This is a genomic window from Nocardia grenadensis NBRC 108939, from assembly GCF_001613445.1.
In the GTDB taxonomy this organism is placed as follows: Bacteria; Actinomycetota; Actinomycetes; order Mycobacteriales; family Mycobacteriaceae; genus Nocardia; species Nocardia grenadensis.
On sequence record NZ_BDCJ01000010.1, the window covers coordinates 85,038 to 98,322 of the forward strand.

Annotated in this window: 14 protein-coding genes; 4 read left to right on the plus strand and 10 right to left on the minus strand. The window is 67.8% G+C overall.

Annotated features, from left to right (window positions below; translation table 11 throughout):
• Positions 1 to 77 precede the first annotated feature (77 nt).
• A complete protein-coding gene (locus tag NGR01S_RS31525) occupies positions 78 to 251 on the minus strand; it encodes a type II toxin-antitoxin system antitoxin (protein ID WP_169811905.1) in 174 nt (57 codons plus the stop codon).
• Positions 251 to 1,135: an SPFH domain-containing protein gene (locus tag NGR01S_RS12675; protein ID WP_063036403.1), complete on the minus strand. Its 885-nt coding sequence runs from the start codon at positions 1,133 to 1,135 to the stop codon at positions 251 to 253. Before NGR01S_RS12675 ends, NGR01S_RS31525 begins: the two co-directional genes overlap by 1 nt.
• Before the next feature lie 131 nt (positions 1,136 to 1,266).
• On the opposite strand from NGR01S_RS12675, the gene NGR01S_RS12680 reads away from it, so the two are divergent.
• Positions 1,267 to 2,352, plus strand: a complete 1,086-nt coding sequence (locus NGR01S_RS12680; protein WP_063036571.1) for an isocitrate/isopropylmalate dehydrogenase family protein — start codon at positions 1,267 to 1,269, stop codon at positions 2,350 to 2,352.
• A 29-nt stretch (positions 2,353 to 2,381) separates the two neighbouring features.
• Here the strand turns inward: NGR01S_RS12680 and NGR01S_RS12685 are convergent, their stop codons facing one another.
• The 3 genes from NGR01S_RS12685 to NGR01S_RS12695 are packed head-to-tail and all read right to left on the minus strand — an operon-like array spanning position 2,382 to position 4,947.
• The gene (locus NGR01S_RS12685) at positions 2,382 to 3,152 is read right to left on the minus strand and encodes an amino acid ABC transporter ATP-binding protein (protein ID WP_063036404.1); all 771 of its coding nucleotides are present in this window, start codon (positions 3,150 to 3,152) and stop codon (positions 2,382 to 2,384) included.
• Complete coding sequence (locus tag NGR01S_RS12690; RefSeq protein WP_063036405.1) at positions 3,149 to 4,069, minus strand: amino acid ABC transporter permease; 921 nt, start codon at positions 4,067 to 4,069, stop codon at positions 3,149 to 3,151. The genes NGR01S_RS12685 and NGR01S_RS12690 overlap by 4 nt, the downstream gene beginning before the upstream one ends.
• Entirely contained in the window at positions 4,066 to 4,947 is an 882-nt protein-coding gene (locus NGR01S_RS12695) for an ABC transporter substrate-binding protein (RefSeq protein ID WP_063036406.1), read from the minus strand. The genes NGR01S_RS12690 and NGR01S_RS12695 overlap by 4 nt, the downstream gene beginning before the upstream one ends.
• Positions 4,948 to 5,152: 205 nt before the next feature.
• On the opposite strand from NGR01S_RS12695, the gene NGR01S_RS32490 reads away from it, so the two are divergent.
• The 3 genes from NGR01S_RS32490 to trxA all read left to right on the plus strand — a co-directional run bounded on the left by NGR01S_RS32490 (position 5,153) and on the right by trxA (position 6,192).
• Positions 5,153 to 5,458 (plus strand): 2'-5' RNA ligase family protein, encoded by a 306-nt coding sequence (locus tag NGR01S_RS32490; RefSeq protein WP_245664563.1) that lies wholly within the window; start codon positions 5,153 to 5,155, stop codon positions 5,456 to 5,458.
• A gap of 18 nt (positions 5,459 to 5,476) precedes the next feature.
• Positions 5,477 to 5,686, plus strand: coding sequence for a hypothetical protein (locus NGR01S_RS32495; protein ID WP_245664564.1), 210 nt, complete (start codon positions 5,477 to 5,479; stop codon positions 5,684 to 5,686).
• Between the two features lie 122 nt (positions 5,687 to 5,808).
• Positions 5,809 to 6,192, plus strand: coding sequence for a thioredoxin (trxA, locus tag NGR01S_RS12705; RefSeq protein WP_063036407.1), 384 nt, complete (start codon positions 5,809 to 5,811; stop codon positions 6,190 to 6,192).
• Between the two features lie 88 nt (positions 6,193 to 6,280).
• On the opposite strand, the gene NGR01S_RS12710 is transcribed toward trxA, so the two are convergent.
• The 5 genes from NGR01S_RS12710 to NGR01S_RS12730 form a co-directional block, all read right to left on the minus strand.
• The gene (locus tag NGR01S_RS12710; protein ID WP_063036408.1) at positions 6,281 to 6,721 is read right to left on the minus strand and encodes a 2-isopropylmalate synthase; all 441 of its coding nucleotides are present in this window, start codon (positions 6,719 to 6,721) and stop codon (positions 6,281 to 6,283) included.
• A gap of 714 nt (positions 6,722 to 7,435) precedes the next feature.
• Entirely contained in the window at positions 7,436 to 8,152 is a 717-nt protein-coding gene (locus NGR01S_RS12715) for an MspA family porin (protein WP_063036409.1), read from the minus strand.
• A 517-nt stretch (positions 8,153 to 8,669) separates the two neighbouring features.
• Positions 8,670 to 11,411, minus strand: coding sequence for a DNA polymerase I (polA, locus tag NGR01S_RS12720; RefSeq protein WP_063036410.1), 2,742 nt, complete (start codon positions 11,409 to 11,411; stop codon positions 8,670 to 8,672).
• 151 nt (positions 11,412 to 11,562) lie between these two features.
• Positions 11,563 to 12,324: an ABC transporter ATP-binding protein gene (locus tag NGR01S_RS12725; protein WP_063036411.1), complete on the minus strand. Its 762-nt coding sequence runs from the start codon at positions 12,322 to 12,324 to the stop codon at positions 11,563 to 11,565.
• A complete protein-coding gene (locus NGR01S_RS12730) occupies positions 12,321 to 13,268 on the minus strand; it encodes an ABC transporter ATP-binding protein (RefSeq protein WP_433493003.1) in 948 nt (315 codons plus the stop codon). Before NGR01S_RS12730 ends, NGR01S_RS12725 begins: the two co-directional genes overlap by 4 nt.
• Positions 13,269 to 13,285: the final 17 nt, after the last annotated feature.

Below are 13,285 nucleotides of genomic sequence, written 5' to 3' on the forward strand. Positions count from 1 at the left end.
CGTCGCGGGGCACTCCAGCGGTGACGGACACAAACATCTCCCGGCTCGCGCGAAGGCGAGCCGGGAGTCGGGTCCGGTCAGGATTCGTCGCCGCGGGCCGGCCGCGGCGCGCGCCCGGCCTGCTCCAGCGCGCGCCGGAGGGCGAATTCGATCTGCGCGTTGACGCTGCGCAGATCGTCGGCCGCCCATTTGGCGATCGCATCGTGGACCGCGGGGTCGAGCCGGAGCAGGACCTTCTTGCGTTCGGCCATCAGTTGTACAGCGATCCCGCATTGACCACCGGCTGCGTCGGCCGGTCACCGCACAGCACCACCAGGAGGTTCGAGACCATGGTGGCCTTGCGTTCCTCGTCCAGTTCGACCATGCCCTCGGCGGTGAGCCGGTTCAGTGCCAGGCCGACCATCCCCACCGCGCCCTCGACGATCTGCGTCCGGGCGGCCACCACCTGCGCCGCCTGCTGACGGACCAGCATCGCCTGCGCGATCTCCGGCGCGTACGCGAGGTGGGTGATCCGCGCCTCGATCACCTCGATTCCGGCGGTCTCGGTGCGGTCGCGCAGTTCCACCGTGAGTTCCTCGGCGACCTCGGCGCCGTCGCGCAGGCTGGTGCGGTCGACGTCGTGGGCGTCGTAGGGGTGGGTGGTGGCCAGGTGCCGGACCGCGGCCTCGGACTGGGTTTCCACGTATTCCTCGTAGTCGTCCACGGCGAAGGCGGCCTTGAAACTGTCGACCACCTTGTAGACGACCACCGCCGCGATCTCCACCGGGTTACCGTCGGCGTCGTTGACCTTCAGTTTTTGGGTCTCGAAGTTCCGGACCCGCAGCGAGATACTGCGGCGATCGGTCAGCGGTAGGACCGAGAAGAATCCGGGTTCGCTCACCGAGCCGATATAGCGGCCGAAGAACTGGACGACCTTGGCCTCGTTCGGGTTCACCACCGTCAGGCCGGTGATACCGAGCAGCAGGATCACCCCCAGCACACACGCGACGATCGCCCCCGCCAATCCCGCGGCGTTCTGATGCTGCGCGAATGCCGCGAATCCCGCTATCGCCACCGCCGCCAGCGCGATGGTGAGCACCAGCCAGATCAATAGCACGACGAACCCGTTGACCCGCGTGGCGTTTCGGAATGTCATGACATCCTCCCTCTATCAAAGTGATATCACCAAGATAGCACGACGGCGACCGGGCCGGATCCGCACGATAAGAATCGCGGACCGCCCGGCCCCGCGACCGGACGCCGCCGATGGCCTGCGACGATGTGCGGATGGACCAGACGGCACAGGGTGAGCGGCTACGCCTCGGCGTGATCGAGGGCGACGGAATCGGTCCCGAGGTGGTGGGTTCGGCACGGCGGGTGGTGGACGAGGCGCTGTCCGCCGCCGGCGCGGCCGGGGTCGACTGGGTCCCGTTGCCGATGGGCCGCCGGGCCATCGACGAATTCGGTACCGCCCTCCCGGAATCCACCCTGACCGGCCTGCGCGACACCGACGGCTGGATCCTCGGCCCGCACGACAATGCCTCCTATCCCCCGGAGCACCGCATCGCGCCCGGTGGCGCGATCCGGCGCCATTTCGGCCTGCACGCCAATATCCGGCCCGTGAAAGCGTTTCCCGGTGTCGCGGCGATCGCACCAGATATAGACCTGGTGGTCGTCCGGGAGAACAGCGAGGGATTCTATGCCGACCGGAACATGGCGGTCGGGTCCGGGGAGTTCTGCCCCACCCCGGATATCGCCCTGTCGGTCGGCCTGGTGACCCGGGCGGCATCCGAACGGATCGCGCACGAGGCCTTCCGGCTGGCCACCGCGCGGCGCGGCCGGGTGACCATCGTGCACAAAGCGAATGTGCTGCCGCTGACCATGGGATTGTTCCGCGACACCTGCTATGCCGTGGCGCGCGAGTACCCCGATGTGACGGTGACGGACGAGCACGCCGACGCCGCCGCCGCCCATCTGGTCCGGTCCCCCGGTGATTTCGATGTCCTGGTCACCGAGAACCTGTTCGGTGATATCCTGTCCGATCTGGCCGCGCAGCTCGGCGGATCACTGGGTACCGCCGCGTCCCTGAACTGTTCAGCCGATCGGGCGATGGCGCAGGCCGTCCACGGCGCGGCCCCCGAGCTGGCCGGGCACAATCGCGCCAACCCGGTGGCCCTGCAACTGTCCGCGGCCATGCTGCTGCGCCGGCTGGCCGACCGGCACGACCGGCCGGTCCTCACCCGGGCCGCGGAACGGATCGAACACGCGGTCGCGGCAACCTTCGCCGCCGGTATCGCCACCGCCGACCTGGGCGGCCAGGCCTCGACCGGCGAATTCACCGAACAGGTCACCGCGCGGGTCCACTTCCGGTAGGCGCGCAGGCCACTCGGCCCGAACGGCAGCTACAGCAACCGGGACAGGAACGCCCTGGTGCGGTCTTGTGCCGGATTCGTCAGCACGTCATCGGGCGGGCCGGCCTCGACCACGACTCCCGCGTCCATGAACACCAGCCGATCGGCCACCTCGCGGGCGAACCCCATTTCGTGGGTCACCACGATCATCGTCATACCGGACGCCGCGAGCTCACGCATGACCGTGAGAACCTCACCGACCAGCTCCGGATCCAGCGCGGAGGTGGGCTCGTCGAACAACATGAGTTTCGGGTCCATCGCCAGCGCCCGGGCGATCGCCACCCGCTGCTGCTGCCCCCCGGACAGCTGCGCCGGATAGGCATTGGCCTTGTCGGCCAGCCCGACCCGGTCCAGTAGCTCCTCCGCACGCGCCACCGCGTCGGCCCGGCGGACCTTTTTGACCTGCACGGGTGCCTCGATGATGTTGGCGAGCACAGTGCGATGCGGGAACAGATTGAAATGCTGGAAGACCATACCGATCTCCCGCCGCTGGCGGGCCGCGTCGCGCGGATGCAGCTCGTAGAGTTTGCCGCCTTTCTCGCGGTAGCCGACCAGTTCACCGTCCACGTACAACCGGCCCGCGTCGATTTGCTCCAGATGGTTGATACACCGCAGGAAGGTGGATTTTCCCGAGCCCGAGGGTCCGATCAGGCACAGCACCTCGCCGTGCCGCACGTCCAGCGAGATGCCCTCGAGGACCCGTAGCGCCCCGAAACTCTTGCAGACCCGGTCGGCGCGGACCATGGGTTCCGTCCCACTCATTTCGCCCGTACCTCTCCGCGCGCGTCGGCCAGCTCCTGGAGTTGTTTCGCGGTCAGCTGCCGGGATATGCCCCGCGAATAGTATTTCTCCAGGTAGTACTGGCCGACCATCAGCACACTGGTGATCGCCAGGTACCAGGTGGCGGTGACCAGTAGCAGCGGGATGGGCAGGAAGTTCACCCCGTAGATATCGCGGGCCCGGCCGAACAGGTCGGTACTGAGCGGTATGGCCGTGACCAGCGCGGTGGTCTTCAGCATGCTGATGAGTTCATTGCCGGTCGGCGGGATGATCACCCGCATGGCCTGCGGCAGCACGGTCCGTCGCATGGTCTGTGACCAGGACATACCCAGGGCGATGGACGCTTCGCGCTGCCCGTCCCCCACCGAGTTGATACCGGCCCGGACGATCTCGGCCATATACGCGGCCTCGTTGAGCCCCAGCCCGATCACCGCGAACGCGAACCCGGCCTGCAAGCTCTGCACATCGACCTCTACCAGGCGCGGGCCGAAGGGCGCGCCGAACGCGACGTTCTGGTACAGCGACGGGACCAGCCCCCAGAAGACCAGTTGTACGTATACCGGGGTCCCGCGGAAAATCCACAGGTAGACCCAGGCACTCGCCCGCAGTACGGGGTTCGGCGACAGCCGCATCACCGCCAGCGTGGTACCGAGTACAACGGCGATGACCATCGCGAGCACGGTGAGCTCCAGGGTGACCACCGCACCCGCCGCGATCCGGGTATCGCGCAGATACTGCCAGTACACATCCCAGCGGTACGCGGGATTGGTGGCCGCGCCGTAGACGAACAATCCGGCCAGCGCCAGGATCAGCGCGGCGGCCACCCAGCGGCCGGGCCGCCGCAACGGCACCGCGGCGATGGGTTCGGGCCGGGCGGTCCCACTCGGATCTGCGGTCATCGCGTCGACTCCCTCGCACCGTTGATCACGGAGGTGCGCAGGGCGCCCTCCTGGACTCCCCAGTTCAGGGTGATCTGCCGGTACTGCCCGGTGTCGATGAGGTGTTGCAGCGCGTCGCGCAGTACCGGCGCCAGCGGCGACCCTTTCGCGACGGCCCACCCGTAGGGCGCCGCGTCGAAGATCGGGCCGGCCGGTTCGATCTTGCCGCCGGTCTGTTCGATCGCGTACGCGGTGACCGGGGAATCCGCGGACATGGCGTCGACCTGGCCGAGTACCAGCGCATTGGTCACCGCGCTCTGTTCGTCGAACGCGTCGATGATGATCGGGTCCCGGCCCGCGGCGACACAGGCTTCGCTCTTGGCCGGGACCTCCTCGATGTGCTCCACCGTCGTCGCCTGGACCGCGACGCGCTTACCACAGGCGTTCGTAGGGTCGACGTGCCGGCCGGTGCGCTGTGCCCACTGCACCCCCGCGCTGAAGTAGGTGACGAAATCGACCTGTTTCTCCCGCTCCACCGAATCGGTGATAGAGGACATGCCGATATCGTAGGTACCGGCCTGAACGGCGGGAATGATCTTCTCGAACGCCGATTCGGCGTAGCGGGCCCGCAGTCCGAGCACCGCGGTCACCGCGTCCATCAGATCCACATCGAAGCCGACGATCGTGCCGTGCCGGTCGCGGTACTCGTTCGGCTGATACGGCACATTGACCCCGACCACCACCTCCCCGGCGGCGGCGATATCGGCCGGCACCCGCGCGGCCAGCGCGTCCACCGCTCGCACCGTGATCTTGGGCGGGACGGGCCCGGTGTCCTCGACATTGGTCACGCACCCGGCCAGCAGCGCGATACCGGCCAGCCCGCACAGAATCCGCCGCACTCGGGCACCGGATCGATACACCACCGCCACCACCTGCCGCTCGCCAACAATTGCGGACCCTCGGCCGCTCATCGACCTTGTCAGGCACAGTAGGCGACCCCGGCTCGCGGCACACCCCGAGTAACACAAGATTGATCTCCGGGCGCGGCGCCCGGGAAGACCACCGCCCGTACTCCGGCGCCCGACCCGCTACCGTCTGCAGATCATGGTGCAGTCGGTGGAATTACTGCTCGACGAGGCGGCCGAGCAACGTATCCGGCGGCAGTGGGAACTGCTCGCCGAAGCGGGGCTACCGGGGTTGGGACAGAGCAGACACGACGGCGCTACCGAAAACCACCGGCCGCATATCACCGTGGCGGTGGCCCGGCAGATCTGGCCGCGGATCGAGCAGGAGCTCGACCGGTTGCCGTTCCGGCCCTTCCCGGTACGTCTCGGCGGAGTGCTGGTGTTCGGGGCACGACGACCGATCCTGGTACGGGCGGTGGTCCCGTCCGAACAACTGCTGGCCTAGCATCGCCGCATCCACCAGGTGATCGAGCCGTGTCCCGATATCCCGGCCAATCTGCGCCCGAACCAGTGGACACCGCATGTCACGCTGGCGCGACGGGTCCTCCCGCAGCGGATCGGTGACGCGGTGGCCGCCGTCGCGGCCGACCGCGATACCACCGCGACCGTGGTGGGTGTCCGGCGCTGGGACGGCGACCGGCGCCGGGCATGGTCGGTCGCCGAACACGGCTGACCGGAGCCGGAGCGCACCCCGGCCCCGGCACGTAGGGTGGGGGCCGGTGGCGTACGACACCGCCGTGGAACACCGCGGCCGGGGCCGGCGTTACAGCCTGAAACCGACCACGAGAGGACGTCATGGCCACCCAGACACTGACGCAGCAGAATTTCGATGACGTAGTCACCAGTAACGACGTCGTACTCGTCGATTTCTGGGCTTCCTGGTGCGGACCGTGCCGCAGCTTCGCCCCGACCTACGATGCGTCGTCGGAGAAACATCCCGATGTCGTGCACGGCAAGGTCGACACCGAGGCGGAACAGGGCCTGGCCGCGGCCGCCAATATCCAGTCCATCCCGACCATCATGGCCTTCCGCGAGGGTGTGCTCGTCTTCGCGCAGCCCGGGGCGTTGCCGCCGGCGGCGCTGGAGGATCTGGTCTCCCAGGTGAAGGCATTGGATATGGACGAGGTTCGTAAGCAACTCGCCGAGCAGCAGGCGGCCAACGGCGAAGCAGCCGAATAGGATTGACGAACGACGGCGGGCTCCACACTTTCCGGGGATGGTGTGGAGCCCGCCGTTGCGTTGTGCTAAAGATGCGGCCGGTAGCCCGCTAGCGCAGCGCCCCCAGGCGGTTCACGCTGGCGATCATCGCCCGCACCGAGGATTCCGCGCCGTCGGTGGCGAGAGCGGCGCCCCAGCCGCGGCGGCCGTCGCATTCACATTGCACGAAGGTCGCGGTACCCACCGCCGTGCGACGCTGATGGAACCGCAGAATCTCGACGGGGTAGCCGGCTTCGTAGAGTGCCGAGGTCATAGCGGCGATGGGGCTGCCCGCCGCCACGACCGAACGGGACCAGCCCGCGAATTCGAGGGTCGCGGTGAAGGCGCCACCGCGCGCACCGGTGGACGACCAGCCCGCGAGCCGGATCGGACCGGCGCATTCGCCGTAACGGTCGTGGAATTGGTCGGCCGTCAGTTCCGCGCATTCGGTACGCAGGCTGCGCGGGGCGGCCGTGGTCAGGGCGTTATTTTCCAGAGTCAATGTGGTCATGAGCACGTAGGTCTTCCCAGAGATGGTCGGCAGGTTTGGGGGACCAGCAAAAGCAGAATAAGGGGGCCCGCAGCGAGGGGGCCGGTCCGAATCAGACCCCGCTACGGCGGGTTACTACTACGGCAAGTAGCCGACGAGCCGACTCCGCGGTACGCGAGAGGAGCACCGCACCGTCGCGATCTGCGAACATCGGCGCGGCGCACAGGCAGCCGGCAAGGATTTGCACGGGGTCGAGAATAAAGACTTCCGAGGAAGATGGCAACCATCTTCGCCCGCCGTTTCGCCTACCGCCGACGACTGTTCTCCCTGGTCACCGGTAGGCAACCCGGAGCGCTGTCCAGGCCGGCGTGACGGAACGGACTCCGCGCCCTCGATCCGGGCGCCGGTTTCGCGCCACTACCCCGCGGTGCTCCCGCGACGCCCGTGCACCCGGGTACGGCGCCGAGCGCACAGCCCGAGCGGCACCAGTCCGTCCGATCGACGCCCCGCCCCGCCGCCGGCAACCTGCCGTGCGCGCATGGCATCGTCGGCGCGGGCTCGACCGCTCGGGCAGTTCTCTGGCCGGTAATCCGCTTGCCGGATATCCGGTCGCCGCCCCCGGTGTGGCGGCGCCCCGGTGCCGGCCTTCTCGCTGCCGGTGCCGGCCGACGGTGATCTGCCACAGCCGTTCCCGTACCGGCCGCCGTCGTTGCCGCGGCGGGTGCCCGGTGTCGCTCAGAAGGCGAACGATGCTCCGTAGCCCGTGGTCTGCACACTGCCACCGGTGGAATCCGCGCGAACAGTGACGAACGGCATGGCCGAAGCGGGCGACAGGCAACGGTTGACATTCAGGGGGGTATTGGTGTGGGCGAAGGAGTACGGGAAGGTCGATTCCTCGTCGAGTTCCGCTGCGCCGATCACCGCCGCCGTAACGATCCCCGGGGCCAGGCTCACCACGGCTTCGCCCGCGAGGCCGCTCTCTACCCCGACGGCCGGTATGACCGCCAGGTTGACACCCGTACCGATCCCTACGGTGGGCGGGGCGTCTATCGCCAGGCCGAGGTCGGCATGGCCGTCTATCCCGAACGAGGTCGCGAGCTCGGCGTTGGTACCGACACTCGGCGAGATTCCGACCCAGATACCGGCGAGCTCGACGGCGCAGCCGATCAGATATCCGGCCACGATCTCGCCCCCGCGCACCGGCGAGCCGGCGTCGAGGGCCACCGAGAAGTCACCGGATACCTTGACCGCGTGGGCGAACGGCACCCCCAGCGCTGCATCGGGGGACGGCACAACAGTATTGGCATTCGCGGACGCGACCATGTGCAGGCCGCCGGATGTGATCTCCCCCGGTGCCGCCCGGGCCGCTGAATCGGCGACGGAGAGAACCCCCGTCACAGTCGTGACCACCGCGGCAAGGGCCGCGACGGCGTACGAAAACTTGCGGTTCATCGTGCTCCAGTCAGTTGTGAACAGATCGGGATTTCACACACGAACTCACCCACAGCGTCAGCGCCGCGCGTCCGCGGGTCAGAGACTCGTATCCCGCGAAATCGACCACAGCAGTCGAAGACGGTTTCGTACCGCACTGGAACACTCACCGTTTCGGTGGACCGCGGTACCTGCCGAGCATCATAAACCCGTCCGCGATCGTCGGACATGTTTACGCGCCGGAAGACTCGCCTTATCGGCAGCGATCCCACCGCGCCGAGATCACGGATGCGACATCCGCTCTCAGAAATGGGATCGCGCTCGGCTTCTTCGGGCGACCCGGATGCCGCCGCCCAGCAGGCACGACATGGTCATCGACGAGAAGATGGAGTGCGGTCGGGAGGGATCGAGGTCTTCGGTCACGTCGATACCCTCCGCTTCTACACCCGCGCAACCGATCCCGCGATTCACCCACCAAGCCGATTGCTGCCCGCCAGCAGGCGGGCAGCAATCGGGAATCACTCATCCAGGAGTGAACTCAGTGGGCTGCCGCATCCCAGCTGCGCCCGACACCGACCGAAACACTGAGCGGGACAGAGAGTTCGATGGCCGAGGCCATCTGCTCCCGGGCCAGCTCCTGCAACTGTTCCCGCTCGCCCGGCGCGACCTCGAAGACGAGTTCGTCGTGGATCTGCAGCAGCATCCGCGAACGCAGCCCCGACTCGGCGAGCGCGCTGTGCACATTGATCATGGCGACCTTGATGATATCGGCCGCGGTGCCCTGGATCGGGGCGTTGAGCGCCATCCGCTCGGCGGCCTCGCGGCGCTGGCGGTTGCTGTGGTCGAGGTCGGGCAGGTAACGGCGGCGGCCGAAGAGGGTCTGCGTATAGCCCACTTTGCGGGCCTGCTCCACCACGGCGTGCAGATAGTCGCGGATACCGCCGAACCGGGCGAAGTAGATGTCCATCTGCTCCTTCGCCTCCTGGGTGCTGATCTTCAGCTGGGCGGACAGACCGTAGGAGCTGAGGCCGTACGCGAGGCCGTAGGACATCGCCTTGATCCGGCGGCGGACCTCCGGGGAGACCTCGGAGATCGGGATGTCGAACGCCTTGGAGGCGACGAAACTGTGCAGATCCTCGCCGGAGTTGAAGGCCTCGATCAGGCCCTCGTCGCCGGAGAGATGGGCCATGATCCGCATCTCGATCTGGCTGTAGTCGGCGGTCATCAGCGATTCGTAGCCCGGGCCGACCACGAAGGTGTCGCGGATCATCCGGCCGGTATCGGTGCGGATGGGAATGTTCTGCAGATTGGGCTCGGTGGACGAGAGCCGCCCGGTGGCGGCGATGGTCTGGTTGAAGGTGGTGTGAATCCGGCCGTCGTCGGCCACGGATTTCAGCAGGCCGTCCACGGTGACCTTGAGGCGGGTGGCGTCGCGATGGGCGAGCAGATGCTGCAGGAAAGGATGCTCGGTCTTCTCGTAGAGCGATTCCAGCGCGTCCGCGTCGGTGGTATAGCCGGTCTTGGTGCGTTTGGTCTTCGGCATATCGAGTTCGTCGAACAGCACCACCTGTAGCTGTTTCGGCGACCCGAGATTGATCTGCTTGCCGATCACGTCGTAGGCGGCATTCGCGGCCTCGGCGACCTTGTCCGCGAATTGCCGCTGCAATTCGCCGAGCTGATCGGTGTCGACGGCGATACCGGCGTCCTCGAGTTCGGCGAGTACCCCGAGCAGCGGCAGTTCCATCTCGTCGAGCAACGGCGTGGATTCGATCTTGGCGAGTTCTTCGTCCAGGGCGTCGGCCAGATCGGCGACCGCGCGGGCCCGCAGCATCTCGTTCTGCGCGAGTTCGGCGTCCACCGCGTCCTCGGCGTCGAGCAGGGAGAGCTGCGGCGCGGCCTCGGTCTCGGTGCGCAGTTCCCGATGCAGGTACCGCAGCGACAGATCATCGAGGTTGAAGCTGCGCTGCCCCGGCCGGACCAGATAGGCGGCCAGGGCGGTATCGCTGCTCAGACCGCCCAGGGTCCAGCCACGACCGCGCAGCGCGTGCAGCGCCCCCTTGGCCTCGTGCAGGGCCTTGCGATGCGACGTATCGGTGAGCCAGGCACCGAGCGCCGATTCGTCCTCGGCGGTGAGGGCGGTGATATCGATATAGCCGGATTCGCCGTCCGCGGCGGCGATGGCGAGGGCTCGCACGTCACCGGCCGCCGGCGTGCTGGTACCGGACAACGAAATACCGTGCCGGGCACCGGATTTCGCGTGCTCGGCGAGCCAGTCCGCGACACTGCCGGGCTCCAGCGTGCCCCCGCTGATCTCGAAACCCGAGTCGGCCTCCACGGTGGGCGGGGCCAGGGTTTCGAAAAGCCGATCACGCAGTACCCGGAATTCCAGATCGTCGAACAGCTGGTGGATCCGCTCCCGGTTCCAGGCCCCCTGGGCCAGCTGATCGGGGGTGTAGGGCAGCGGGACGTCGCGAACCATCTCGGTGAGCTGCCGGTTGAGCACCACACTGCTGAGATTGGCGCGCAACGCGTCACCGACCTTGCCGCGCACCTCGTCCACCTTGTCGACGAGCGTGTTCAGATCCCCGTACTCGCGGATCCATTTGGCGGCGGTCTTCTCCCCCACGCCCGGGATACCGGGGAGATTGTCGCTGGGGTCACCGCGCAGCGCCGCGTAATCCGGGTACTGCGCCGGGGTGAGACCGTATTTCTTCTCGACCTCCTCCGGGGTGAAGCGGGTGAGATCGGAGACCCCTTTGCGGGGGTACAGCACCGTCACGTCGTCGCACACCAGCTGGATCGAGTCACGGTCGCCGGTGACCACCAGCACCCGGTACCCCTGCGGCACGGCCTGAGCGGTGAGCGTGGCGATGATGTCGTCGGCCTCATAGCCCTCGATCGCCATCACCGGGATACCGAGCGCACCCAGCACCTCTTTGGTGAGCTCGACCTGCCCGCGGAATTCGTCGGGAGTCGCCGACCGGTTCGCCTTGTACGCCGGGTAGGCCTCCACCCGGAAGGTCTGCCGGGAGACGTCGAAGGCGGCGGCCACATGGGTCGGTTTCTCGTCGCGCAGCAGATTGATGAGCATGGCGGTGAACCCGTACACCGCATTGGTGGTCTGCCCGGTGACCGTCTGGAAATTCTCCGCGGGAAGCGCGAAGAAGGCCCGGTAGGCCAGCGAATGCCCGTCCAGTAGCAGCAGCGTGGGCCGCTCTCCCGAGGAACCCGGGGCGGCGGAGGCGGAGGTCGTCGGCTGCGCAGTGGTCGGTGAGGTCACACCCCGAGAGTCTAGGGACCCCCACCGACACCCGCCCACACCCGTACCAGGTCGGCCCCGGCCCGGGCCCGGGCCGCCCGGAGCGGAAGGCCCCCGCCGACGACTCACTACCGGGCCGTCCCGAGTCGGCGCCACCCCTACCGAGCCGGCCTCAGCCGACACCCAGATAAGCGGCCTGTACCGCGGGGTCGTCGAGCAGCTCGCGGCCGCGCCCGGTCTTGGTGATCTCTCCCGTTTCCACGATGTAGGCACGATCGCTGCGGGCCAGCGCCTGCCGGGCGTTCTGCTCCACCAGCAGCACGGTGGTACCGGTGGCGTTGATCTCGGCGATGATCCGGAAGATCTGCTGGATCACCATCGGCGCCAGGCCCATGGACGGTTCGTCCAGCAGCAGCAACCGCGGCCGGGCCATCAGCGCCCGCCCGATGGCGAGCATCTGCTGTTCGCCGCCCGAGAGCGTGCCGCCGGCCTGCTTACGCCGTTCCAGCAAGCGCGGGAACAGTTCGAAAACCCGGTCCAGGGCGGCGTCGTACTCGGTCTTCTTCGCGAAGGGCCGGGCGTAGCACCCCATATCCAGGTTCTCCTGCACGGTCATCCCCGGGAACACGCCCCGGCCCTCGGGCGCCTGCACCAGCCCGGCGATCACCCGGTGGTGCGCCTTCAACCGGCTGATATCGCGTCCCTCGAACCTGATCTGCCCCCGGGTCAACGGCAACAATCCCGACAGGGCGCGCATGGTGGTGGTCTTCCCGGCGCCGTTCGCACCCAGCAGGGTGACCAGTTCCCCGGGGGCGACCCGCAGCGAAATACCGTGCAGGGCTTGAATTCTGCCATAGCCGACGACCATATCGGTGACCTCGAGCAGCGGCTCGGTGCCGGTATCCGGCGTGAACTGGTCCGGTGCCGTGGTCATCCCCGCTCCTCCGCTCCGTGCCCGGCGTCACCCGCCGCGTCCTGCTCCGCCCGTACCGCCGCCGTGGAGGTCGCGAGATCAGCCGCCGTCAGTTCCTCATCCGGTACGCCCAGGTAGGCGGCGATGACTGCGGGATCGGTACGGATCTGCTCGGGCAGGCCGTCGGCGATCTTGCGCCCGAACTCCAGCACCACGATCCGATCGGTGACCCCCATCACCAGCCGCATATCGTGCTCGATCAGCAACACGGTGAACCCGTCATCGCGGATCTTTCGGATCAGGTCCATGAGCGCGGATTTCTCGCTCGGATTGAACCCGGCGGCCGGCTCGTCCAGACACAGCAGTTTCGGTTCGGTCGCCAGCGCCCGCGCGATCTCGAGGCGCCGTTGATCGCCGTAGGAGAGATTGCGGGCCTTCTCCACCGCGCGCGGGGCGATCCCCACGAATTCCAGCAGTGCCATCCCGCGTTCGAGCGCGTCGCGTTCCTCCCGGCGATGCCGCCGCGTCCGCAGGATCGCCCCCGGCACCGAGGTCCGATGCCGGGCGTCAGTGCCCACCACCACGTTCTCCAGCGCGGTCATCTCGCCGAAGAGCCGCACGTTCTGGAATGTCCGGGCGATCCCGAGCCGGGTGATCGCGTTACGTTTGCTCTTGGTGAGCGGTTGCCCGTCGAAGTACACCGCGCCGGCCGCGGGCCGGTACACCCCGGTGATCGCGTTGAAACAGGTCGTCTTCCCGGCACCGTTGGGGCCGATGAGGCCCAGGATCTCGCCGCGCCGGATCTCGAAACTCACCGCCTCGAGGGCGGTGAGCCCACCGAACTTCACGGTGAGGTTCTCGGTACGCAGCAGCGGCGCCCCGACCTCGGTCCGGATCTCCCGGTGCGCGGCCACCACCTCGGCCACCGTCGCGGCGTCGGCCAGCGCCGGATCGACAGCGGTCACGTCGACCTCACCGGACG